This is a genomic window from Sphingomonas sp. HMP9 (genome assembly GCF_013374115.1).
Taxonomy (GTDB): Bacteria; Pseudomonadota; Alphaproteobacteria; order Sphingomonadales; family Sphingomonadaceae; genus Sphingomonas.
This window is the reverse complement of record NZ_AP022673.1, coordinates 1,290,297-1,314,452: the sequence shown is the minus strand read 5'-3', so window position 1 is coordinate 1,314,452 and position 24,156 is coordinate 1,290,297. Positions and strand designations below refer to the sequence as shown.

Here is a 24,156-nt window from a genome sequence, read left to right as displayed (position 1 = left end):
TTGTCCTCGACGCAGATCATGACACTTTGTTCATTAGGTCCGTTCGTTCGATCGAACTAAACACCGCCGCGTGGTTCAGTCCCGACTCCTAGATATCGCGATCAGCGAATTCGGTGCCAAGGGCCTAGAGGGCGCCAGCACGCGCGGAATCGCCGCGGCGGCGGGCACCGCGATGTCGTCGATCACCTATCATTACGGCGGCAAGGAGGGCTTGTATCTCGCCGCCGCCGACCGGATCGCCGAGCGCATGTCCGCGGTGATGGGCGATCCGCTCGAACTCGCGCACGAGATCGCCACCGATGACGCAGAGGGTGCGCGCGCGCAGATCCACCGCATCCTCGGTCGGCTCGCGGACAAGATGGCCAGCGCGGAGAGCGCTGACTGGACGCTGTTCGTCCTGCGCGAACAGATGAACCCGGGCGAGGCGTTCGAGCGGATCTACAGCGGCGTGATGGGCCAGATGGTCCGCAAGCTCGGCGACCTGGTCTGCATCGCGACAGGGCACGCCAAGGTCCGCGCGGCACGGATCGCGACGATCACCTTGATGGGGCAGGTCATTACGCTGCGGGCGAACCGCGCGACGTGCCTCAAACTGCTCGAGCGCGACACGCTCGAGGCTTCCGACATTCTCGATATCAAAGCGCGGATCGACGCCAATATCGACGCCATCCTCGATTCGATGCGTGCTGAAGAACAGGGCCAGGCATGACCGACCAGACGAACCATTCCGACACCGACCATGACGACGAGGACCGCAAGCGCGATCCGAACGGCGAGGACCAACAGTCCGAGACCGAACAGCAGGATGAGTCCGAGGAGTCCGACGACGACAAGAAGCCGTCGGTGTTCCAGAAGCCGCTGTTCTGGATCATCCTCGTCATCGTCGTCGGCGGTCTCATTATCGGCGGCCTGCTGTACTGGCTGCACGCGCGGCAGTTCGAATCGACCGACGACGCGTTCGTCGACACGCACATCGTCCGGCTTGCGCCACAGGTCGCGGGCACGCTGGTGCAGGTCGCCGATATCGACAACCGCCATGTCGAGGCCGGCCGGCTGCTCGCGGTGATCAAGGCGTCGGGTCGCGACGCACAGGTCGCCGAGGCGCAGGCCAACGAGCAGCAGTCGCGCGCACAGTTCGCGCAGGCACAGGCGCAGGTTACCGCCGCCGAGGCGCAGCGCCAGCAGGCCGCGGCCCAGGCTCGTGTTCCGATGGCGGCCGCGGTCAAGGCGCAGCAGGATCTTGCGCGCTACGAGGCGTTGCTGCGGCTCGATCCGAGCGCGGTCGCAGGCCAGCAGCTCGACCAGGCACGCGCCACCGCCCGCCAGACCGCCGCGGATGCAGCACAAGCCCGCGAGCAGATCGATACCGCGACCGCACAGATCACGGTCGCGCGGAAGCAGGTCGGCGCGGCGGAATCAGTGATCGATGCCAAGCGCGCGCTGGTCGACCAGGCGAACGTCAGCATCAGCGACCTCCGCCTGACCGCGCCGGTCGCGGGGCAGGTGGTCAATCGCTCGGTCAATATCGGCTCCTATGTCGCGCCGGGCACGCAGTTGATGGCGATCGTCCCCGACAAGATGTGGGTCACTGCGAACTTCAAGGAAACGCAGCTCACGCTCATGAAGATCGGCCAGCCCGTCGACATCCACGTCGACGCGTATCCGGGAATCGAGTTCAAGGGGCACGTGGATTCCATCCAGCGCGGCGCAGGCCAGGCGTTCGCGCTCCTCCCACCACAGAATGCCACCGGGAATTACGTGAAGGTCGTCCAGCGCGTCCCCGTGCGGATCGTGTTCGACGTGAAGAACGGGCCCGACCCGAAGCGCTATCCGATCGGCCCCGGCATGTCGGTGGTGCCGACCGTCAAGGTCCGCTGAGGTGGCGAAGGCCGCTAAGGTCGACGCGGGCGGCGGCCATAGCTGGTCGCCGAGCCGGTCGGCGGCGGGCAAGCACAGCCCGTGGCTGATCGTCGCGATCATCTCGATCCCGACCTTCATGGAGGTGCTCGACACCTCGATCGCCAACGTCGCGCTCGATCATATCTCGGGTGGGCTGTCGATCACCACCGACCAGGCGACGTGGGTGCTGACCAGCTATCTCGTCGCCAACGCGATCGTCATCCCGATCTCGGGCTGGCTGTCCGACGCGATCGGGCGGAAGCGCTATTTCCTGCTGTCGATCGCACTGTTCACGTTTGCTTCCCTCCTATGCGGCCTGGCGCCGAACATCGGGACGCTCGTCGTCGCTCGCGTGCTGCAGGGGATAGGCGGCGGCGGGTTAGCGCCGGTCGAGCAATCGATCCTCGCCGATACGTTTCCGCCCAAGCAACGCGGCATGGCGTTCGCCGCGTTCGCGATCGTCGTTGTCGTCGGCCCCGTGCTCGGGCCGACGCTCGGCGGGTACATCGTCGAATATTCGAGCTGGCACTGGGTGTTCCTGATCAACGTGCCCGTCGGCATCCTCGCCTGGTTCCTGGTCGAGGCATTGGTCGACGAGCCGGACCAGGTGAAGAAGGACCGTGACGAGCGCTTCAAGAACGGCCTGACGATCGACTATGTCGGCGTCGCGCTGGTGGCGCTTGGGCTGGGCTTCCTCGAACTCACCTTCGATCGCGGCGAGCGCGAGGACTGGTTCGCCAGCGGCTTCATCGTGATGTCGGCGATCATCGCCGCGGTGTCGCTGATCAGCCTCGTCGTCTGGGAACTTAACCACAAGGACCCGGTGATCGATCTCAAGCTGATGAAGAACCGCAACTTCGCGCTGACGATCGGCGTGATGGGCGTCACCGGCATGATCCTGTTCGGCACGACGCAGCTGATCCCGCAGATGCTGCAACAGGTGCTCGGCTACAGCTCGCTCGACGCCGGCCTGGCGCTCACCGCGGGCGGCCTCGCGACGCTCGTCATGGTACCGTTCGCAGGGCGGTTGAGCGGTCTAGTCGACGTCCGTTTCCTCCTGTTCCCGGCATTGCTGGTACAGGCGTTCGCGCTGTGGAACATGAGCCACCTGACCGCCGACATCGCGTTTTCCGATGCGGCGTTCGCGCGGCTGTTCCAGGCGATGGCGCTGCCGTTCCTGTTCGTGCCGATCAACGCGATCGCCTATGTTGGCCTCAAGCAAACGCAGACCGCGCAGGCGTCGAGTCTGCTTAACGTCTCGCGCAATCTCGGGGGCACGATCGGCATCTGCTTCGCGCAGACGCAGCTTGCCGGTGGGTTGCAGCGGCATCAGTCGGAGTTGACCCAGACGCTCAATCCACTCGATCCGAACTACAACGACTGGATGCAGAAGGCGGCGGGCGCGTTTGCGGGGCAGGGCGATCCCTCCACCACGCCGCTTGCGGTCCTCTACAGCCAGATGCAGCGGCAGGCGACGATGCTCGCCTTCCTCGACGTGTTCCGCGCGATGATGGTGGTCGTGCTGGTCGTCGCGCCACTGGTTCTATTCATGCGCTCCGGCAAGACCGGCGGCGCCCCCTCGGGAGGGATGCATTGATGCGTGCGCGGTTCATGGTGGTTGCGGTTGCGGCCCTGCTCGCGGGGTGCACCGTCGGCCCGAATTACGTCGCGCCCGAAATGGCCGTGCCGCCCGCGTTCGTCGGGCCGCAAGCCACGGTCGGCGCGACCGTCGATCCGGCACGCTGGTGGTCGGCGTTCGGCGATCCGCAACTCGACGGCCTTGTCGAGCGCGCGCTTAAGGGCAATCCGGACATCGCCATTGCCGCCTCCCGCGTGCGCCAGGCGCGACTGCAGGAGATCGTTGCGCGGTCCCAGGGGCTGCCCAGCGTCAACGCGAGCGCAAGCCCGAGCCATATCGAGTTCAGCAAGAACGCCGGCCTCTCGTCGATCGCGCGCGCGTTCAGCGGTGGCACGGGGGCGGGCGGCACCGGCTCGACCGGTGGTATCGCATTGCCCGGCAGTGGGATCACGACCTATTCCGTCGGGTTCGACGCTAGCTGGGAGCTCGACCTGTTCGGCGGCGTCCGACGCAGCACCGAGGGTGCGCGGGCGCGGACCGAGGCGGCGGTCTGGTCGAAGCGCGACGCGGCGGTCACACTCGCCGCCGAAGTCGCGCAGGCCTATTTCGCGTTGCGGCTCGACCAGGCGCAGCTTGCGACGATCGAGGGCGAGATCGCCAACCAGCAACGCGCGCTGACGATCGCGGGCAACATCGCCAAGGTCGGCCTCGTCCCGCCGATCGACGTCACGCGCCAGCGCGCCTCGATCACCTCGACGCAGGCGCGCGCCGAGCCGGTCCGCGCCGATGTCGATGTCCGCATGCACGCGCTGGCGATCCTACTCGGTGAGCCGCCCGCGACGTTGATGACCGAACTCGCCGCGCCGTCGGTCGTACCGCTTGGTGTACCGGCGATCCCGGCGGGCCTGCCCTCCGAGCTGTTGCGTCGTCGGCCTGACGTCCGTGCGGCCGAGCGCGACCTGGCTGCCTCGACCGCGGATATTGGCGTGGCGGTCGCGGACATGTATCCCAAGTTCAGCCTGACCGGCATGAGCCAGCTGATCTCGACTGCGCTCGGCAATCTGTTCTCGGGCGACAGCCTCCAGCTGACCGCAAGCGGCGCGGCAGAGTTTCCGTTGCTCGACTGGGGCCGGCGCAAGTCGACCGTGAATTCACGCGAGGAGGATCGCGAGCAGGCGTATCTCCGCTATCGCTCGACAGTGTTGCAAGCGTTGCGCGATGTCGAGGATCCGCTTGCGCAGATCGCCGCCGAACGGCGTCGCAATGCAGCGTTGCAGCGCGCTGTGGTCGATGCGCAGAGCAGCGCGAACGCCGCGGAGTCGCAGTACCGCACCGGGTTCGTGGCACAGGATACGCTGCTGAATGCCCAGACGGACGTGCTGGCCGCGCGCGAGCAGCGTGTCGCGAGCGATGCGCAGCTGCGCCAGCTGACGGTAGCGCTGTTCAAGGCGTTGGGGGGCGGTTGGGAGCAGGCGGAGTAGGGGTCGCTCTCGACCCGTCCGTCATCGCCACTCAACTGTTCGCCCGCGAAGGCGGGAGAACAGTCTGGGCTCCCGCCTTCGCGGGAGAACAAGGACGTTGGGGAACTGGTTCTGCTGGCGCCACCCCGGCGAAGGCCGGGGTCCAGTTGGGATACATCGCCCGTTGAGCGCTGCGCGTCACTACCGCGACCTTTCCAACTGGACCCCGGCCTTCGCCGGGGTGGCGTTCTCAGTTGGGCAAGCCGCTTGTAACGTCGCCGTAGCGGGGCGGCATCATGACCGCCCCATTTATCACTTCTTCTTGTTCTTCCGCGCCGCATATTTCGCGTCACGGATCGCCTTCTTCTCGGCGTCGGTCAGCTCGACCTTGGCTTCGGCCTCGCGCTTCTTTTCAGCAGCGGCCTCGGCCTCGGCCTTCTTCGCCGCCTTGGCCTCGTCCTCTGCAGCACGCTTGGCGGCGCGCTTCTCGCGCTCGGCCAATTCCTTGGCTTCGCGCGCGGCAAGGCGTTCGGCGACGACGGCTTCGTCGATCGGCGGCTTGGCACGAAGCGCTTCGAGCGCCTTCTGCTTGGCGGCGGCTGCGCTGCTCGTGCGGTCCTGGAAACTGGGGTCCTTGAAAGAGGCCATTGTCGTCGAATAATCCTGTAATGATGGTCTGGCGTCCGAACGCAGGGATGCGCCAGAGGTCTTGGGAGCGGTGACGCTGGGTGCGCCTGTAAATCATCGCGCGCCGGATCGGAAGAGATGTGTTCGATAGCGCGGTTTTCAACCCGCGACTGCGCATGGCCCCATCGTTAGTCATCGAACCGTCATATCATCGTCATGCAAGCGTAACTGAAATCGCATCGCGGCGTCATCTGTCCAGCCTAACCGCCATGTGACGGTCGACAGGGGGGAGCCTGGGTCGATCCGAACAAACAACGGTACGACTCGGGAGTCCTTCGCATGACCAGCTTTACTCGCCTCGGCACGATCCTGCTGACCGGCACGGCCTGCCTCGCACTCACCGCGTGCGGCGGTGCCGACGACGTCGCTTCGCCAGGCGCGGGCACGGTGATCATCACCCCGCCGGCAACGCCGACCCCGACGCCGTCCACGCCGACGCCGACTCCATCGGCGATCACCGCCGCTCAGTTCGCCTCGACCTCGGGTGGTATCGCAAGCGGTGCGATCACGATCAGCGCCGACGAGCAGCTCGCGATCGTCAACGCCGGCACCAACAACAACGTCAGCGGCACCAACGTCCTGACCGGCATCTACCCGACCGCCGCGACGTCCGCCACGACCGCGACCGATCCGTCGTCGCTGAACGCGTTCTTCACCAGCACGAACTTCGTCGGCGCGCTGAACGGCCCGACCGACACCGCGTTCCAGGGCTGGACCTGCAACTCGACTTCGGCACAGTTCGGCGGCAGCACGACCGCCAGCTGCACCGCGGTTCCTGCCGTCGGCGCTGGTGGCTCCGCCGCAGCGTGCCCGACCGGCACGATCGACGACGGCCTGGTCCAGACGTTCCGCGCCTGCCGCCTGCCGACCGTTATCTCGTCCAGCCTGACGCTGCCGAAGATCGCCGGCGTATTCTATCGCCTGCGCGGCCAGACCGAAGTCGGCGCCGATGTCGGCACGACTGGTGCGGACACCGGCGTCACGCTGACGATCGCGCCGGGCGTGGTGGTCGCTGCGGACTCGACCGAAGTCACTGCCGACCTCCTGCTCGTCAACCGCGGGTCGAAGATCAGCGCCGTCGGTACGCGCGATGCGCCGATCATCTTCACGTCGCAGCAGAACCTGACCGCCAACGGCGTCAGCGATGCGACGCAGGGCCAGTGGGGCGGGATCATCCTGCTCGGCCGCGCCCCCGTCGCGGTCTGCGCGACCGGTACCGGTCCGAACAATGCGGGCGGCACCAGCACGACCTGCCAGCAGGCGATCGAAGGCGTCACCGGTCGCTTCTACGGTGGCCCGACCGCCGCGGACAACAGCGGCACGATGCAGTATGTCCAGATCCGCTACAGCGGCATCGCGATCAGCGACGGCAACGAGCTTCAGGGCCTGACGCTGGGCGGCACCGGTTCGGGCACGACGATCGATCACGTCCAGAGCCACAACTCGGCCGATGACGGCATCGAGATCTTCGGCGGCACCACGAACATCAAGTATTTCGCGGTCACCGGCGCGGACGACGACGGCTACGATATCGACAACGGGTATCGCGGTTTCATGCAGTTCATCATCGCCGCACAGCGCCTGCTGGGTGCAACCGCCGACTCGTTCTCGACCGAGATCGACTCGAACGGTGCCGAGGACCTGCTGCCGCGTACCTTCGGTCAGTATTCGAACTTCACGTTCCTGCAGACCGCACTTGCGCCGGCCGCGATCCGCCAGCGTGGTGGCTCGGACATGCGCTTCATCAACGGCATCGTGAAGACGCCGGCGACGGTCGCCTGCCTCAACCTGATCGCGCAGGAAGCCAGCCAGGCCGATCGCTCGACGATCCGCGCCGCCGATGCTGCGAAGCAGGACCAGGGTCCGCCGATCTTCACGTCGGTCTACTTCAACTGCAACGGCCGGTAACGGTTCGCAGTCGTCCCCTTAGTCGGCCGCCTCGCCAACTGTGGCGGTCGATGATGTGAGCAGCGATGCCGGGGTGGTTCGACGACCGCCCCGGCATTTGCCCATAGACTCCTGATCTGGATATTCGGCCATGCAAACGCGCTTCGGCTATGCCACCTTACTTCTCCTGACCTCGCAGCTGGTCGCGCCCGCGGTGCTCGCCCAAACGGGTGGCGCCGCACCGGCTCCGGCCGCATCGCCACCCGCCTCGACGGCGCAGACCGGTCCGACCTCGACGCCGGTAGACACATCGGCGCCTCAGGCTGCCGGTGCAGAGGCCGCCGGTGCGCAGGCCGAAGTGTCGACGCCAGGCTATGATCCCAATGGTGGCGAGGACATCGTCGTCGTCGGCCGCAACATCCCGAACTTCGTCCGCGCGACTCCGCAGGTCGTGTCGATCCTGTCGACCGAGGACATCGCGCGCACCGGCGAAGGCGACATCGCCGGCGCGCTGTCGCGCGTCACCGGTCTCAGCATCGTCGGCAACGGCTTCGTCTACGTTCGCGGCCTTGGCGATCGCTATTCGTCGTCGCTGCTGAACGGTTCGCCACTGCCGAGCCCCGAGCCGCTGCGTCGTTCGGTCCCGCTCGACATCTTCCCGACCACGATCGTCGGGTCGGCGCTGGTCCAGAAGACCTATTCGGTGAACTATCCCGGCGAATTCGGCGGCGGCGTGATCAACCTCACGACCAAGGCGATCCCGGACAAGAACTTCCTGTCGTTCGGCGGCTCGGTCTCGGCCGATACCGCGACGACCAGCGAACTCGGCTACACCTATTACGGCGGCGACGCCGACTGGATCGGTTTCGACGACGGCACGCGGAAAGTGCCGAGCTTCATCAAGAACGCGCCGAGCGGCACCGGCAATATCTCGGCCGCACAGGCCGCGACGCTCAGCAACGCCTCGACCTCGCTGCTCCAGCGCAACAACCAGCTGCCCGCCAATTTCTCGGGCGAGATCAGCGGCGGTTCGGTGTTCGACATCGGTTCGGGCCGTCTCGGCGTTATCGCCTCGGTCAGCGCGAGCAACACCTTCCGCACTCGCAGCATCACGCAGCAGGATTCGGTTACCAACGAGGGTCTGCTCCGCAACGATTTCCAGACGTTGCTGACTGACAACCGGATCGTCGCCAACGCGCTGATCGGCGTCGGCTACGAGTTTGGCGAGAACAGCATCAAGCTAACCAACGTCTATATCCACGACACGTTGAAGCAGGCGCGCGGATCGGCCGCGACCACCTACAACAACTCGAGCGGCCTGCGTTTCCAGCAGAACACCAACTGGTTCGAACGCCAGCTGTTCGAGAGCCAGCTGGTCGGTGCGTTCAAGCCGATCGACGCGCTGACGCTCGACGTCCGCGGCGCCTATGCCAATTCGAAGCGTAATGCGCCGTACGAACGCCAGTTCGACTATCTCTGCTCGAACACCACCACGACCGGGCAGCCGATCACCGTGCAGGAGTCGAACGGCACCGGCGGCGCGCAGTGCAACGGTGCGTATCAGGTGACGCAGCGCTTCTCGCCGTTCGCATCGATCATCTTCAGCGAACTGAAGGAAGACCTCTACAGCGGGCAGGCAGATGCCGCGTACAAGCTGTCGACCGAACGGCCGATGACGCTGTCGACCGGCTATTTCTACTCGGATACGAAGCGGACGTCGTCGCGTCTGCAGTTCAATTACCAGACGCCGCGCGGGGGTGGCACCGCGCCGGGCTATCCGTACAATCTGCTTCGGCCGGATTACCTGCTGGCGATCGATACCAACGATCCGCTGAACTCGCTCGAATTGCAGTTCAACACCCCGCTCGGCGCGTATCAGTATGACGCGTCGCTGCGGATCCATGCGGGCTACGTCCAGGCCGAGGCCGAGGCGACCGACGGTGTTCGCGCGACGATCGGTGTGCGCTACGAGACGGCGGACGAGCGGGTTACCCCGATCGGCACGACGGCGACGCGGCTGAAGAACGACTATTTCCTGCCGGCCTCGACGCTGACCTGGAACTTCGCGCCCGACATGCAGCTTCGCGCCAGCGCGTCGAAGACGATCTCGCGCCCACAGTTCCGCGAGCTCGCACCGCAGCAGTTCCGCGATCCCGAATCGGATCGCCTGTTCTTCGGTAACCCGCTGCTCCGCGATACCAAGCTCTACAATCTCGATGCGCGTTACGAATGGTTCTTCGCACGCGATCAGCGCTTCACGCTCGGCGCGTTCTACAAGCGGATTGACAAGCCGATCGAGCAGGTCGGGTTCTACACCGGCGCGGACGATCGTCTCCAGACCGGCTTCACCAACCTGCCCAAGGCCAAGCTGTACGGCGGCGAGGTTGAGTTCCAGAAGTACGTGCCGCTCGACACGCTCGGCAGCGACTTCTTCGCGACGCGCCGCCTGCTGTTCATTGCCAACTACACCTATACGCAGTCGTCGATCACGGTGGACGGGACCTGCGTTCCGAACGTCGTCGACCAGACCACCAAGGTGGCGGGTTGCCAGACCGGGTTCGCGCCAGCGACGGGCAATTTCCGCGACGGCGCGCCGCTCACCGGCCAGTCGGATCACCTGGTCAATGTCCAGCTCGGGCTGGAGGATACCAAGTCGCTGTCGCAGATCACGTTGCTGTTCAACTACGCCAGCGACCGCGTGACCAACCGCGGCCCGTCGAACCTCGGTGGCACGGGCTTCCTGCCCGACATCATCGAGAAGCCCGGCATCCGCCTCGACCTCGTCGCCCGCCAGGGTGTCGAACTGCGCGGCGCGAAGTTCGAGGTGAAGGCCGAGGCGCGCAACCTTACCAAGACGCGCTTTACCGAGGGCCAGACGTTCGAGAACGGCAACCAGGTATACATCAACCGGTATAATCTGGGTCAGGTGTTCACGCTGGGGATCAGCACGACGTTCTGAGGACAGGGGCGAGAAGGGAACCTCCCCGGCGAACGCCGCGAAGCAATCCTCCCCCGCATGGGGAAGGTGGCGCCGAAGGCGACGGAGGGGAGGGCACGGAACAGCGGTTTCCCTTTCCGCCCCCTCCGTCAGGCAAGTGCCTGCCACCTCCCCCTTGCGGGGGAGGATTGTAGCGGGCGACATGCTGTCACCTCAGCCCCAGGGCTTTTCCCGAAACCATTTGGTGATCACGTATTTGACCCCCGACCGCACCTTCATCCCGTGATGCAGCGTCGCCGGGTTCATGCTGCCGTCTGCCCGCCTGTTGTTCCACGCGAGCAGCTTGCCCGTCTCGGGCTGAACGATCTTGTCGATCGCCTTGAACCGCGTGGCGCCGCCCGCGTCCGGCTGGTTGAGGTAGATCATCACGGTCCAGGTGCGATTGCCCGCGACCCCGCAATAGCGCTGATAATCGACGCCGGTCGGCTCGAAATAATCGGTGTGACCCTTGAACTCCTGCCCGACTGCGTAGCGCTGCCCCTGGAGCGGTTCGCCGTGCACCGGGTCGAGGCCGGTGAGTGCGGCGATCCGGCGCTCGACCTCGATCGCCACGGGATCAAGCGGAGACAGGTCGCCCGTCTCGCTCGTCCGATAGCTCGCATCGCCGTTCGAATCGGAAATCGTCGACGGCCGCCGGACGGCATCGATCCGCGCGATCAACGCCGCGCACAGGTCCGGCGGCAGGAAGTCCTTGCGCACGAACAGATCGAGCTTGGCACTCGGCACCCGCTGCACGCCGGGTACCGACAATCGCGCGATGACCGGTTCGGGGGGCAGGCCGGAGCCGCAGGACGGGAGAAGATCGGACATGCGGCCTTCTGCCAACCCCCGCGCCGGAGCGCTACCCCATCGGAATGTGGGCCATTGATGCGCAAGCCATTGACGCGGAATTGTAACATGGCATGCCTACGCGACGAGATGCGGGAAAATGGGGTGGGTCGCGGATGCGATTGAAGCTGGACGCGCGGGCGCGCCGTATCTTGCGGCGTATGCCGGTCGTGAATGTCTATACTGTAGTCGAACTCGCGCTGCTTGCCGGGCTGGCGGTGCAGTGCGCGCGGCTGGCGTGGACGGTCGTGACGCCGATCACGCCACTCGGCGACTGGCGCCCGGCCACGCCGGTGGTGGTCGGGTCGCCTGCCGATATCCTGCGCGGTTTCGATCCGTTTTTCCGCCTTGGCGGAGTCGCGGGAGCGCCCGCTACCGTCACGTCGCTGCAATTGACCCTGTTCGGCACGCGGATGGACGAGGCGATGGGCCGCAGCTCCGCGATTATCGCCGGTCCTGACGGCGTCCAGCAGAGCGTTGCAGTCGGTGACGAGATCCAGCCTGGCGTGCGCCTCAAGGCGGTTGCGTTCGACCATGTCACGATCGACCGCGGTGGCGCCGACGAAGACCTGTTCCTCGATCAATCGGGATCCGTCACGCCGGTCGTTCCGGGCGCGGCGCCGGCCGGTGCAACCGCGGCGGCTGCGCCGGTCGTCGGGATCCCCGTCGCGCAGTTGCGCAGCGAGATCGGCTTCATCCCGCGGATCGACGGCGGGCGCATCAGCGGGCTCACGGTCCGGTCGCAGGGTTCGGGCAACGCGTTTCGCTCGGCAGGCCTCAAGGATGGTGATGTCGTCACGTCGATCGGCGGGCGGCCCGTTTCCGGCCCCGGCGATCTCGACCGTATCGCCAAGGATTTCGCGGGCGGCGGCAACGTCCCCATCACCGTAGAACGCGGCCAGGATACCCTGCCGCTCGCCATCACGATCGCGCCCCCTAAATGAAAAAACTGTTTCTCGGTCCGGTCGTCGCGCTCGCGCTGGCGGCAGGCGTCCATGCGCAGACCACGCTCAACGTCCGCGACGCCGACATCCGCGCGTTCATCGCGGACGCCGCCAAGGTCACCGGGCGCACGTTCATTATCGACAACCGCGTCGCCGGCAAGGTGACGGTGGTCACCGATCGCCCGCTCAGCCGCTCCGAATATTTCGAGATATTCCTATCGACGTTGCGCGCCAACGGCCTTGTCGCGGTGCCGACATCGGGCGGTGCGTTCCGCGTCCAGCCGCTCGACAACGCCGCCTCGCAGCCGAGCCGGATCGGCGTGGCGGGTGCCGCGCGCAACAGCTACGTCACCGAGATCATCCGCCTCCGCGCAATCGACGCGCAGTCCGCGGTCGAGACGGTGCGCCCGCTGGTCAGCGCGCAGGGCTCGGTCAGCGCGAACCGCGGCGGCAACAGCCTCGTCGTGGTCGATTTCGCCGACAACATCCGCCGCATCCGCGAGGTCCTCCGCCGGATCGACACCGACACGTCCTCCACGCGCGTCGTGGCGCTCAAGAACGCCAGCGCGAAGGAGATCGCCACTGCGCTTCAGGGCCTGATCGGCGCCGGTACGGGCGGCGGTCAAGGCGGGCAGGGCGGGGGCGCCGCCTCCGGCCCGAGCGCCTCCGTGGTCGCGGTCGAGGGCTCGAACGCGGTTGCGCTGCGCGGCGATCCGACCACCGTCGCCCGCCTTGCGCAGGTCGCCGCCGATCTGGACCAGAAGGCGCGCAATGGCACCGAGATCAAGGTCGTGTTCCTGGAGAACGCCGATGCCGAACAGTTGCTGCCGGTATTGCAGGAACTCGTCGGCCAGACGCCGACGCAGCCCGTGCAGACCGCGTTGTCGCGCTCGAACTTCGGATCGAGCAGCACCAACGGGGCGTCCGGCGGACAATCGAACTTCTCGCAGCCTCAGGTTCCGCAGTCCAGGCCGTCGCCGAGCGGCGGGGGCGGTGGATCGGGGCAGGCCGCGATCACTGCGGCGGGCGGCAAGACCGCCGCGGTCGTCACGCGCTTTGCCGGCGCCAACGCGATCGTCATCGCCGCGCCCGCCGAGATCCAGCGCCAGCTGAACGAGGTCGTCCGCCAGCTCGATACGCGCCGCGAACAGGTGCTGGTCGAGGCGATCGTCGCCGAAGTGTCCGACACGACCGCGCGCACGCTCGGCGCGCAGTTCATCGTCGGCGATCCCAGCGGCGGCGCGTTCGGTGCGTCGACCTTCTCGAACTCCGCGCCCAACATCCTGCAGATCGCCGGCGCGATCGGCGCGCGCTCGATCGGCGGAAACGGCACGACGGTGGTCGCGCCGGACGGCACGCGCACCGAAACGAACACGCCCAATGCGGCAGCGGACGCGCTGCAGCAATCGGCTATCCAGTCGATTCTCGCCGCGACCGGCGGGTTTGGCGGGTTCGGCGGCAAGATCGGCAGCACGTTCTTCGGCGCGATCATCAACGCGGTGAAGAGCGACACGACCTCGAACCTGCTCCAGGTCCCGCACCTCGTCACGCTCGACAATCAGGAGGCGCACAGCTTGGTCGGGCAGGAAATCCCGATCACCACGGGGCAGGCGCTCAGCGCCAATTTCGACAACGCCTTCCGCACCACGCAGCGCCAGAATGTCGGGATCGAGCTGACCGTACGGCCGCAGGTCAACTCGAGCGGCACTGTGAAGCTCAACCTGCGTCTCGAAGTCAGCTCGATCGCGGGGCCGGTATCGAGCGACAATAGCGACCTGATCCTCAACAAGCGCGAGGTCGAGACCGTCCGTACCGTCGACGACGGTCAGATCGCGGTCATCAGTGGCCTGCTCGACGACAATGAACGCCGCACGATCGAGAAGATTCCGCTGCTCGGCGACATTCCCGTGCTCGGCCATCTGTTCACGTCAAAGGCCAAGCAGCGGTCCAAGACCAACCTGATGATCTTCATCCGCCCGACCATCCTGCGCACCGCGGAAGACAGTCGGAAGCTGACCGAGCAGCGTTATGGCTATGTCCGCCTGCAACAGGGCTTGCAGGAGCCGGGGGCGGAGCCGTCGATCGACCAGCTCGTCCGCGATTACATGGGGGCCGCACCGCCGATCCCGTCGGCGCCGATTCCCGGCAGCATCGAGGACCCCCGGATCGCGGTGCCGGTGCGTACCTCGACGATGGTCGTGCGGCCGAAGAAATGATCATCCGCGAAGGCTTCCCGGCTAATCTCGTCACCCCCCCGGCGGAGGCCGGGGCCCAATTGGGCGAACCCCTCGACTCGATCGAGCCCGTTGCCCAAATGGACCCCAGCCTTCGCCGGGGGGGGGACTCAACGGTGGCCGACCTTCCCCAGATCACCATCCCCTACGCCTTCGCGCGCAAGTTCGGCGTCGTCGTCGACCATACCGACACCGACGCGCACCTGACGATCGCGATGCGCGCCGGCGCGGACCCCAAGGTCCTGCTCGAACTCCGCCGCTATCTCGGTCGGCCGTTCGATGTCGGCTTCGTCGAACAGATCGCCTTCGATCGCCTCCTCTCGAACGTCTACGCGATGGACGGCCAGGCCAATGCGCTCGCCGCGGTCGGGATGGGCGACGAGCTCGACCTGCTCGCCGGCGACATGCCGACTGCGGAGGATCTGCTCGACACCGCCGACGACGCCCCCGCGATCCGGCTCATCAACGGCATCATCGCCGACGCCGCGCGCAACGGCGTGTCCGACATCCATATCGAGCCGTATGAGAGCGGCCTGGTCGTCCGCATGCGGATCGACGGCGTGCTACGCGAGACGCTGCGCATGCCCCCCAACGTCGCGCCCGTCGTGGTCAGCCGCATCAAGGTCATGGCGCGGCTCGACATCGCCGAGCGCCGTGTGCCGCAGGACGGCCGCATGGGGCTGACGCTGGGCGGCAAGCTGCTCGACGTCCGCGTCTCGACGCTGCCGAGTCGCGCCGGCGAACGCGTGGTGCTGCGTATCCTCGACAAGGAGAATGCCGGCATCGACCTCGAAGCGCTCGGCCTGCCGCCCGCGTTGTTCGCGCTGCTCAACGAAGCGCTGAGCGAACCCAACGGCATCATCCTCGTCACCGGGCCCACCGGTTCGGGCAAGACCACCTCGCTCTATGCGGCGCTGCGTCTGCTCAACGACGGCAGCCGCAACATCCTGACCGTCGAGGATCCGGTCGAGTATGCGGTCGACGGCGTCGGCCAGACGCAGGTGAACCCGAAGGTCGGGCTGACCTTCGCGGCGGGGCTGCGCGCGATCCTGCGCCAGGATCCCGACGTCGTCATGGTCGGCGAAATCCGCGACCGCGAGACCGCCGAGATCGCTGTGCAGGCGTCGCTGACGGGGCATCTCGTGCTGTCGACGGTTCACACCAACGACGCGATCGGCGCGATCACGCGCATGCGCGACATGAAGGTTGAGAGCTTCCTGCTCGCGTCCACGCTCCGCGCGGTGATCGCGCAACGCCTCGTCCGCCGGCTATGCCCCACCTGTCGCAAGGCCGTGCCCGCTTCTGATACGGTCGCGCCGCTGCTCGGCATCGCCCCGGACGCAGTGGTCTACGTCGCGCAAGGCTGCGAGGACTGCAACCAGACCGGCTACAAGGGCCGCATTGGCGTGTTCGAGGCGGTCCGCATCGACGACACGATCCGCCGGCTGATCAACACCGACGGGCACGAGTCCGAGATCACCGCGCACGCCTTCGCAAAGTCGCCGAACCTCGCGCAGTCGGCGCGCGATCTGGTCCTGTCGGGGCAGACGACGGCTGAAGAAGCTGTCCGCGTCTCGCGCCGCGACACCACCGAAGTCGCACCGGAAGTGGCGGAGGCATGATGCCACCACAAATTCCCGTTCGTTTCGAGCGAAGTCGAGAAACCACTGTCCCCGCGCGTGGTGCCCGTTTCTCGACTGCGCTCGAAACGAACGGAATATCTGTGCCATCGGGTCTTCCGCATGGCTGACTTCGATTATCTCGCGATCGATACGAAGGGCGCCGAACGCCGCGGTCACGTCGCCGCTACGGACATCGACGTCGCGCGCGCGACGCTCGACGCGCGCAAGCTGTACGTCGTCAAGATCACCCCTGGCGCCCCGCCACAGGCAACCAAGGGCCGCCCGCTCTTCGGTCTCCAGCTCGGCACGCCGAAGATGTCGGGGAAGAACCTCACGCTGTTCACGCGCCAGCTCGCCACGCTCAACCGCGTCTCGCCGCTCGAGGAATCGCTCCGCACCATCACCCGCCAGACCGAGCAGGACAGCGTCCGCGCGATCGTCCAGCACGTCCATGCCGGCGTCGTCGAGGGCCGCCGCCTCGCCGACGCGATGGCGCGCGAGCCGAAAAGCTTCCCGCCGCTCTACCGCGCGATGGTGTCGGCGGGCGAAAGCTCGGGTTCGCTGCCGACGATCCTCGACCGGCTCGCCGCTTTGCTCGAACGCCAGGCCGAGATCCGCGGCAAGCTGATCACCGCGCTCGCCTATCCCGCAATCCTCGCGCTGGTCGCGCTGGGCGTCGTCACCGCGCTGATGATGTTTGTCGTCCCGCAGGTGGTCGAGCAGTTCGACACGGTCGGGCAGCAGCTCCCGCTGCTGACGCGGATGGTCATGGCATTCTCGGCATTTCTGGTCGGCTATTGGTGGGTGATGCTGCTGGTCGTCGGGCTCGCCGCGCTGGGCGGGTGGCAGGCGCTCAAGGACCCGACGATCCGGCTCGCCTTCGACGGCTGGCTGCTCCGTATCCCGCTGCTCGGGCGGCTGCTGCGCGATCTTCACGCGGCGCGCATGGCGCGCACGCTGGGCACGATGGTCGCCAGCCGCCTGCCGCTGCTCGACGGGCTCAACCTCACCGCGAGCACGATCCACAATCGCCGGCTGCGGCTTGCCTCGGACCAGATCGTCGAGGCGATCCGCGGCGGCGGCAGCCTGTCCGCCGCGATGCGTCGCGCGGGCGTCTTCCCGCCGCTGCTGACCTATCTCGCAGCATCGGGCGAAGCGGCCGGTCGCCTCGACGAGATGCTCGAGCGCGCCGCCGACTATCTCGAACGCGAATTCGACCGCTTCACCGCCACCGCACTGTCGCTGCTCGAACCGCTGATCATCGTCGTGATGGGCGGCATCGTCGCGACGATCGTGCTATCCATCCTGCTCCCGATCCTCCAGCTCAACACGCTGGCAGGCCAATGAGGTTTCGTATGCGTCCGGAAGAGAAAAAGAAGCGTCGTGAAGCGGGTTTCACGCTTGTCGAGCTGATGGTGGTGATCGTCATCATCGGGCTGCTCGCGACCATCGTCGCGCTCAACGTGCTGCCCTCGGGCGACACCGCGCGGATCCAGAAGGCGAAGGCCGACATCGCGCAGATCGAGGGCGGGCTGGAGCTCTACAAGCTCCAGAACATGACCTTCCCCAACACCACGCAGGGGCTGAACGCGCTGGTCTCGGCACCCGCCGGTCTCACCGATCCCTCGCGCTACCAGCGTGGCGGGTATCTCAAGAAGCTGCCGAACGACCCCTGGGGTCGCCCATATCTCTATGCCTCGCCCGGCGCACACGGAGAGGCCGACGTCTGGACTTTCGGGGCGGACGGCAAGGAAGGCGGCGAGGGGATCGATGCCGATATCGGCAGCTGGCAATAGGCGTGAGCGCGGCTTCACGCTGGTCGAGCTGATGGTCGTCGTCACGATCATCGGCCTTGCCTCTGCGGTCGCCATGCTGGTCATGCCGGACCCGCGCGGCCGCGTGCTGGACGAGGCAACGCGCTTTGCCTTGCGCGCGCGCGCCGCGCATGATTCGGCGATCGTCGAGGCGCGTCCAGTCAGCGTCTGGATCAGTGGTGGTGGCTATGGGTTCGACCGGCGGCTGGCCGGCGGCTGGACACCGATCGCGGAGAAACCGATGCGGGTCGAGCGCTGGAACGACGGCACCAGGGCGAGTATCGGCGACACCAGCGGTCGCCTGCGCGTCACGTTCGACCCGACCGGCCTGGTCGATCGGCCTGCCGAGATCCGGCTCGACCGCGGCGGGGTGGCGGCGACCGTCCACATCGACGCAGACGGCAGCGTGCGCGCCGATGCGGGCTGAGCCGCCCCCTGGCGAACGGGGTTTCACCCTCATCGAGATCATGGTCGCGCTGGCCGTGTTCAGCTTGGCGGCGATGGCGCTCGTGCGTCTGGAGAGCGCGACGATTCGCGGCGCCTCGATCCTCGACGAGACGCTGGTCGCGCAGATGGTCGCGCGCAACGTCGCGATCGACGCTGTCTCCAGCGCGCAGCCACCGACGGCAGGCCGGACCACGGGTGTCGAGACGAACGGCGGCCAGGCCTGGACATGGACGCGGCAGGTCAGCGCGCTCGGCGGATCGAGCGTACTGCGGATCGACGTTGCCGTCGCGGACCGGACCGGCACGCAACTCGGCCGCCTGACGATGGTGCGACCGGCACCCCGGATGGTCATGTGACGCATGCGAAAACCGAAGCCGGTTTCACGCTCGTCGAAGTCATGGTCTCGCTCATGATCTTCGGCATGATCGCGGCGGCGGGTGTCGCGATCCTGTCGTTCAGCGTGAAGGCGCAGAGCGCGACCGGCGCCAAGCTGGACGACATCAGCGCGCTGACCCGGACCGTGTCGATACTGTCCGCCGATCTCGCCCAGGCGTCGAATCGCTCCAGCCGCGACGAGGGCGGTACCAGCGTTCCCGCGTTCATCGGCGAGAGCGGGTCGGGCGTGACGCCGATGCTGCGCCTCGTCCGTGCAGGGTGGAGCAATATCGACGGCGCGGCGCGGTCCAGCATGCAGAAGGTCGCCTACCGCGTCGATGGGGGGACGCTCCAGCGGATCGCCTATCCGATGGTCGACGGCGCGCAACCGCTGCCGCCTGCGGCGTTGCTCGCAAAGGTTCGTCAGGTCGGACTGCGTTATCGTATCGCCGGCGCCTGGAGCGATCGCTGGGACGGCGCGAGTGGCAGGCCGCTGCCCGACGCGATGGAACTGCGCGTCCAGCGCGAAGACGGGACCGAGTTCCGCCAGATGTTCCTCGTCGGCACAAGCTATATCCCGGCGCCATCCGACGGAAGTGGTCCCGCCACCACGCCACCGCCGGGTACTCCGGCCACACCTCCGGGACAGGAGACGCCCGGTGCGCGCACCTGATTTCGGACTCCGACGTGGGCGAGAACGGGGTGCGGCGCTGCTGACCGTGCTCATGCTCGTCGCGATCATTGCGGTGATGGCCGGCGCCGCCTTGGAGAAACTCCGGCTGTCGACCCGGCTCGCGAGCAACGCCGCGACCGGCGAGCAGGCGCGTGCCTATGCGCTGGCGGCGGAGACGATGGCGCTGACCCGCGTCTCCAACCTGCTCGCGCCAAAGCCGAGCCGAGTCACGTTGGCCGGCGGCTGGAGCAACACGCCGTTCGGCCTGCCGGTGCCGGGTGGCTTCGCTACGGCGCGGGTGCGTGACGGTGCCAACTGCTTCAACCTAAATTCCCTCGTCGGCATGACGACGCCGGGCGTGTACGTCGCGCGCGGCGAGGTGCGACCGCAGTTCGTCCGGCTCATGCGGTTGCTCGACGTGCCGGTCCAGGTCGCCGAACAGGTCGCAGCGGGCACGACGGACTGGATCGACAGCGACCAGGATCAGCAGCCGATGGGCGCGGAGGACGGCGCGTATCTGGGTCGCGATCCGGCGTATCGCACCGCCGGCACGCTGATGAGCGACCCCAGCGAACTGCGCGCGATCGCCGGCATGACGCCCGAAATCTACGCGAAGATCCGGCCGTGGATCTGCACGCTGCCGTTCGCCAGGCCCGCGCCGATCAACGTGAACACGCTGCTTCCCGAACAGAGCGTGCTGTTGGCGATGATGTATCCCGATACGCTGTCGGTTGGAGGCGCCCAGCAATTGCTGCTGCGTCGACCGGTGCAGGGCTATGCGACCTTCGACGAGATGCAGAAGGGCGCGTCGCTGCTCGGCGCCGCCAATATCGCGCCTGGCGTTGACGCGCAGGTGCTGTCGACGTGGTTCACGCTCGATATCGACGTGACGCTGGGGTCGACGCAAATGCAGGAACGTGCGCTGATCGACGCGAACCGGCTTCCCGCGCAGCTCGTATCACGGCAATGGGGCGAGCCATCATGACGACTTTGCTGTTCCTTCCCGCCGGCGAGACCGGATATCGCTGGATGCGCGTCGTCGATGCGCGCGTCGTTGGGGAGGGGGCGGGTATCCCCGACCTCGCCGCGGACGACGAGACGATCGCGGTGGCGCCAGCCGATGCCGTGACATTGCATTGGGCGGAGCTGCCCTCGCGATCGGCGGCGCAGGCGACGGCAGCCGCGCGTATTCTGGCGAGCGAGGCGAGCGCGTCGCCGCTTGCCGAGCTGCATGTCGCGGTCGGTGACGAAGGCGCGAGCGACAGGCCGATCGGCGTGGTCGGTGCCGCGACGATGCGCGACTGGCTGCGGATGCTGGCTCAAGCCGGCGTCGATCCGGTCGCGGTCATTCCCGCACCGATGCTCCTCCCGCGCCCCCAGGAGGGGTATGCGCGCGCAGATCTTGCCGGAAGCGGCGTAGTGCGCGGTACGTCGAGCGGGTTCGCCGACGAGGCGCGGCTGACCGAACTGGTGACCAGCGGCATTGCGCCGACGACCATCGACCGCGACACGTTGGAGGCCGCGATCGTCACCGCCGCCATGTCGCCGCCGCTCGACCTGCGGCAGGGACCGTTCGCTCGACGGCGACGGTTTGCGATCGACTGGGGGTTGATCCGGCGACTGGCGGTGCTGTCGCTGACGATCCTTGCCGTCACGCTTGCCATCTCGCTCGTGCGGATCGCCAAATATAGTTTCGGCGCGGATGCCCTGGAAGCCGAGGCCAACACGGTCGCCGTCACGGGCCTGCCGCGCGGCGAGACGGTGGTCGACGCTAGTCGCCAGCTCGACGAACGCCTGTCGCGCGTTCGAGGGCCAGGGCTCGGCTTCACCACCACGACCGCGGCGGTCTTCGCGGCGGTGCGCGCGACGCCCGGCACCGAAGTCACGGCGCTCGATTTCCAGGCGAACGGCGACTTGCGCCTGTCGGTGGCGGTCGAGCGGGAAGCGCTGGCGACCGACCTGAAGCGCGCGCTCGAAGTCGCAGGCTTCTCGGTCCGCGCTGGCGTGTTCCAGGCCGCCGCCGGTCGCGTGACCGGCGAACTCACGATTAGTCCAGCATCGGGGAGCGGACGATGACCGGACTGAGGACGTGGTTCGAAGGGCGCTCGCTCCGGGAGCGGCGGCTGTTGCTGGTCATGGCCGCGCTCGCAGTGCTGACCTTGCTGTGGGCGGTAATCATCCGTCCGGTCGGCGATGGCCTGTCGAGCGCGCGTGAGCGGCATGCCGACGCGGTGACGCGGCTCGGCGAGACGCGGGCCCAGGTCGCGACGTTGCGGGATATACAGCGGACGCGCGCGACGCCCTTGACCGGTACGTTGGCCGACGTCGTGCGCGCCGAGGCGGACCAGGCCGGTTTCGCGCTGGCCTCGCTCGATCAGGACGGGGCGAGCCGGGTGCGGGTCGGCATCCAGTCGGCGCGTCCTGCTGCACTGACGGCGTGGCTCGCGCGGCTCGAGCGGCTCGGGATCCTCGTCGATTCGGTGGCGATGACCGACAAGGACGACAAGACCGTCGCCGTCGCGCTCACGTTGAAGGCGCGCGCGGCATGAGGCGGATCCGACTGCGCACCGGGCCTGCCGCGCTGTTCGGCGGGATGCTGCTGATCGCGCTGATCGTCTTCCTGCCGATGCGCGCGGTGCTCGGTTGGGTCGGCGTCGGTGACGAAGGGCTCGTCGCGCGGCGCGTGTCGGGGACGATCTGGGGCGCGACGCTGACCGAAGCACGGTTCGGCGATCTCGCACTGGGCGACCTTCACGCCAGGCTGTCGCCTCTGCCCCTGCTGGTCGGCCGTGCGACGATCGTCTTCGCCGGTCCCGAAACACTGTCCGCCAAACCCATTCGCGGATCGGCAAGCGTCAGCCGTCACGGCTTCGGCGTCGATCACATGACCGCCACCGTCGCCACCGGTCGCGTTTTTGCACCGGTCCCCGTTGCCGCGCTCGATCTCGACGACGTGTCGGTCCGCTTCCGCGACGGCCAGTGCGAGGCCGCCGAGGGTCGCGTCCGTGCGACGCTGGCAGGCGACGTCGGCGGGATCACCCTGCCGCAGTCGGTAAGTGGCACCGCGCGCTGCGACGGCACTTCGTTACTGCTGCCGTTGGCGAGCCAAGCGGGGACGGAAAGCATCGCGCTCAGGATCGAAGGCGCAGGCACCTACCGCGCCGAATTGTCGCTGCGCCCCTCCGACCCGCTGGCTGTGCAAAAGCTCGAACAGGCCGGGTTCGTGGCGGGACCAAATGGGTACCGGCTCGCGATCGAAGGACGTTTTTGACAGATTTGTGCAAGTCGGCGGTTGACGGATGGCGACGACCCCCGCTAGGGGCGACGCCTACGCGGCGGTCGTAGTTCAATTGGTTAGAGCGTCGGCTTGTGATGCCGGATGTTGCGGGTTCAAGTCCCGTCGGTCGCCCCATTATTTCGTTATTTTCGACAAGCCCCTGCAATGCGGGCGCTTTGGGCTGGTAAAACCCCCGAGAAAATAATATTTCGCTTCCCGGTAATTTTATTCTCCTCAGGAGCCGGCGATGACAGCGGTTTGGGACCTTCCCGATTTCGACGACCACGAGGGCGTTCATGCCTTCACCAATCCCGAATCGGGCCTGCGTGCGGTAATCGCGCTCCACTCGACCAAGCTCGGGCCGGCGGCGGGCGGCACGCGGTTCTGGCATTATGCCGATAACGGTCGCGCGGTGACCGACGCGCTGCGCCTGTCGCGCGGCATGAGCTTCAAGAACGCGATGGCGGGCCTGGAACTCGGCGGCGGTAAGGGCGTGGTCCTCGCGGCCAAGCCCGGCGACATCGTCACTACGGCACAGCTCGAGGCGTTTGGCCGCGCGGTCGATTCGCTCGGCGGGCGCTATGTGACGGCGGAAGACGTCGGCATGTCCGAAGAGCGGATGAAGGTGATCGCGACGCAGACGCGCTACGTCTCCGGCCTGCCGGTCGCGAGCGGCGCTGCGGGTGGCGATCCCGGGCCGTACACCGCGCTCGGCATCTATCTCGGCGTGAAGGCGGCGGCACAGCGTGGGCTGGGCGCGACCGACATGAAGGGCGTGCGCGTCGCGATCCAGGGCGTCGGTTCGGTCGGCGGCGGGCTTGCGCGGCTGCTCGCCAAGGACGGCGCAGTGCTGACGTTGGCCGATGTCGACGAGGCGCGCGCGCAGAAGCTCGCCGCTGAACTTGGCGCGACCGCGGTTGCCGCCGAGGCGGTCCTGACGACTGAGGCGGATATCTTCAGCCCGAACGCGCTCGGCGCGATCCTGACCGAGATGTCGATCGCCGCGCTGAAGACAAAGGTGGTCGCGGGCGGCGCGAACAACCAGCTGAGCGTCCGCGAGGATGGCGGGCGGTTGCACGATCGTGGCATCCTGTACGCGCCGGATTACGTGATCAACGCAGGCGGGATCATCAACGTTGGGCTGGAGTATCTGGGTCACGGCGACGAGGCCGAGGTCAAGGCGCGGATCGCGCGCATTCCGGAGCGCCTGATCGAAGTCTGGAACGAAAGCGACCGCACCGGCCAGCCGGCGTCGGACGTGGCGGATTCGATCGCAAAGCGCCTCATCGGCCGCTGAGCCGGGCAACCTTTCTTCCTGTTGAGCGGTGGTGCTTCGCTCACCTCCGTCATCCTGACGAAAGTCAGGATGACGGCATGCAGGGGACGAGGGCATTCCTATCTCCCGCGGGGAGAGTGGCTTAAGTCCGAGGTG

Annotated in this window: 21 protein-coding genes and 1 tRNA gene; 20 read left to right on the top strand and 2 right to left on the bottom strand. The window is 67.1% G+C overall.

Annotated features, from left to right (window positions below; all coding sequences use genetic code 11):
• Positions 1–70 precede the first annotated feature (70 nt).
• The 4 genes from HMP09_RS05750 to HMP09_RS05735 are packed head-to-tail and all read left to right on the top strand — an operon-like array spanning position 71 to position 4,959.
• Entirely contained in the window at positions 71–709 is a 639-nt protein-coding gene (locus HMP09_RS05750) for a CerR family C-terminal domain-containing protein (protein ID WP_176499577.1), read from the top strand.
• On the top strand, positions 706–1,878 hold the full coding sequence (locus tag HMP09_RS05745) for an HlyD family secretion protein (protein ID WP_176499576.1): 1,173 nt from the start codon (positions 706–708) through the stop codon (positions 1,876–1,878). The genes HMP09_RS05750 and HMP09_RS05745 overlap by 4 nt, the downstream gene beginning before the upstream one ends.
• Position 1,879: 1 nt before the next feature.
• Complete coding sequence (locus HMP09_RS05740; protein WP_176499575.1) at positions 1,880–3,496, top strand: DHA2 family efflux MFS transporter permease subunit; 1,617 nt, start codon at positions 1,880–1,882, stop codon at positions 3,494–3,496.
• Complete coding sequence (locus HMP09_RS05735; protein ID WP_176499574.1) at positions 3,496–4,959, top strand: efflux transporter outer membrane subunit; 1,464 nt, start codon at positions 3,496–3,498, stop codon at positions 4,957–4,959. The genes HMP09_RS05740 and HMP09_RS05735 overlap by 1 nt, the downstream gene beginning before the upstream one ends.
• 291 nt (positions 4,960–5,250) lie before the next feature.
• Here HMP09_RS05735 and HMP09_RS05730 read toward each other — a convergent pair whose 3' ends face one another.
• Positions 5,251–5,586, bottom strand: coding sequence for a DUF6481 family protein (locus HMP09_RS05730; protein ID WP_176499573.1), 336 nt, complete (start codon positions 5,584–5,586; stop codon positions 5,251–5,253).
• Between the two features lie 318 nt (positions 5,587–5,904).
• On the opposite strand from HMP09_RS05730, the gene HMP09_RS05725 reads away from it, so the two are divergent.
• Positions 5,905–7,533, top strand: coding sequence for a hypothetical protein (locus tag HMP09_RS05725; protein WP_176499572.1), 1,629 nt, complete (start codon positions 5,905–5,907; stop codon positions 7,531–7,533).
• A 130-nt stretch (positions 7,534–7,663) separates the two neighbouring features.
• Entirely contained in the window at positions 7,664–10,471 is a 2,808-nt protein-coding gene (locus tag HMP09_RS05720) for a TonB-dependent receptor domain-containing protein (RefSeq protein WP_176499571.1), read from the top strand.
• A gap of 192 nt (positions 10,472–10,663) precedes the next feature.
• Here HMP09_RS05720 and HMP09_RS05715 read toward each other — a convergent pair whose 3' ends face one another.
• Complete coding sequence (locus HMP09_RS05715) at positions 10,664–11,320, bottom strand: prolyl hydroxylase family protein (protein WP_176499570.1); 657 nt, start codon at positions 11,318–11,320, stop codon at positions 10,664–10,666.
• A 179-nt stretch (positions 11,321–11,499) separates the two neighbouring features.
• On the opposite strand from HMP09_RS05715, the gene HMP09_RS05710 reads away from it, so the two are divergent.
• From HMP09_RS05710 to HMP09_RS05645, 14 genes are all read left to right on the top strand, one after another.
• The gene (locus HMP09_RS05710) at positions 11,500–12,282 is read left to right on the top strand and encodes a type II secretion system protein N (protein WP_332103268.1); all 783 of its coding nucleotides are present in this window, start codon (positions 11,500–11,502) and stop codon (positions 12,280–12,282) included.
• Positions 12,279–14,498, top strand: coding sequence for a type II secretion system secretin GspD (gene gspD / locus HMP09_RS05705; protein ID WP_176499568.1), 2,220 nt, complete (start codon positions 12,279–12,281; stop codon positions 14,496–14,498). Before HMP09_RS05710 ends, gspD begins: the two co-directional genes overlap by 4 nt.
• A 98-nt stretch (positions 14,499–14,596) precedes the next feature.
• Positions 14,597–16,138: an ATPase, T2SS/T4P/T4SS family gene (locus HMP09_RS05700; RefSeq protein WP_176499567.1), complete on the top strand. Its 1,542-nt coding sequence runs from the start codon at positions 14,597–14,599 to the stop codon at positions 16,136–16,138.
• A gap of 120 nt (positions 16,139–16,258) precedes the next feature.
• The gene (gene gspF, locus HMP09_RS05695) at positions 16,259–17,485 is read left to right on the top strand and encodes a type II secretion system inner membrane protein GspF (protein WP_176499566.1); all 1,227 of its coding nucleotides are present in this window, start codon (positions 16,259–16,261) and stop codon (positions 17,483–17,485) included.
• Positions 17,482–17,934 carry a type II secretion system major pseudopilin GspG gene (gene gspG, locus HMP09_RS05690; RefSeq protein WP_443026446.1) on the top strand — a complete coding sequence of 151 codons (453 nt, stop codon included), beginning with the start codon at positions 17,482–17,484 and terminating at the stop codon, positions 17,932–17,934. The genes gspF and gspG overlap by 4 nt, the downstream gene beginning before the upstream one ends.
• Positions 17,909–18,379 (top strand): GspH/FimT family pseudopilin, encoded by a 471-nt coding sequence (locus tag HMP09_RS05685; RefSeq protein ID WP_176499565.1) that lies wholly within the window; start codon positions 17,909–17,911, stop codon positions 18,377–18,379. Before gspG ends, HMP09_RS05685 begins: the two co-directional genes overlap by 26 nt.
• A gap of 40 nt (positions 18,380–18,419) precedes the next feature.
• Positions 18,420–18,755 (top strand): type II secretion system minor pseudopilin GspI, encoded by a 336-nt coding sequence (gspI, locus tag HMP09_RS05680; RefSeq protein ID WP_232090706.1) that lies wholly within the window; start codon positions 18,420–18,422, stop codon positions 18,753–18,755.
• Positions 18,752–19,447: a type II secretion system minor pseudopilin GspJ gene (gene gspJ, locus HMP09_RS05675; protein ID WP_176498636.1), complete on the top strand. Its 696-nt coding sequence runs from the start codon at positions 18,752–18,754 to the stop codon at positions 19,445–19,447. The genes gspI and gspJ overlap by 4 nt, the downstream gene beginning before the upstream one ends.
• Complete coding sequence (gene gspK, locus HMP09_RS05670) at positions 19,434–20,432, top strand: type II secretion system minor pseudopilin GspK (protein ID WP_232090704.1); 999 nt, start codon at positions 19,434–19,436, stop codon at positions 20,430–20,432. Before gspJ ends, gspK begins: the two co-directional genes overlap by 14 nt.
• Complete coding sequence (gene gspL, locus HMP09_RS05665) at positions 20,429–21,523, top strand: type II secretion system protein GspL (RefSeq protein ID WP_176499563.1); 1,095 nt, start codon at positions 20,429–20,431, stop codon at positions 21,521–21,523. The genes gspK and gspL overlap by 4 nt, the downstream gene beginning before the upstream one ends.
• Complete coding sequence (gene gspM, locus HMP09_RS05660) at positions 21,520–21,996, top strand: type II secretion system protein GspM (protein ID WP_176499562.1); 477 nt, start codon at positions 21,520–21,522, stop codon at positions 21,994–21,996. The genes gspL and gspM overlap by 4 nt, the downstream gene beginning before the upstream one ends.
• The gene (gspN, locus tag HMP09_RS05655) at positions 21,993–22,718 is read left to right on the top strand and encodes a type II secretion system protein N (RefSeq protein WP_176499561.1); all 726 of its coding nucleotides are present in this window, start codon (positions 21,993–21,995) and stop codon (positions 22,716–22,718) included. Before gspM ends, gspN begins: the two co-directional genes overlap by 4 nt.
• 64 nt (positions 22,719–22,782) lie before the next feature.
• A tRNA-His gene (locus HMP09_RS05650) sits at positions 22,783–22,859 on the top strand.
• A 112-nt stretch (positions 22,860–22,971) separates the two neighbouring features.
• Positions 22,972–24,021 (top strand): Leu/Phe/Val dehydrogenase, encoded by a 1,050-nt coding sequence (locus tag HMP09_RS05645; RefSeq protein WP_176499560.1) that lies wholly within the window; start codon positions 22,972–22,974, stop codon positions 24,019–24,021.
• Positions 24,022–24,156: the final 135 nt, after the last annotated feature.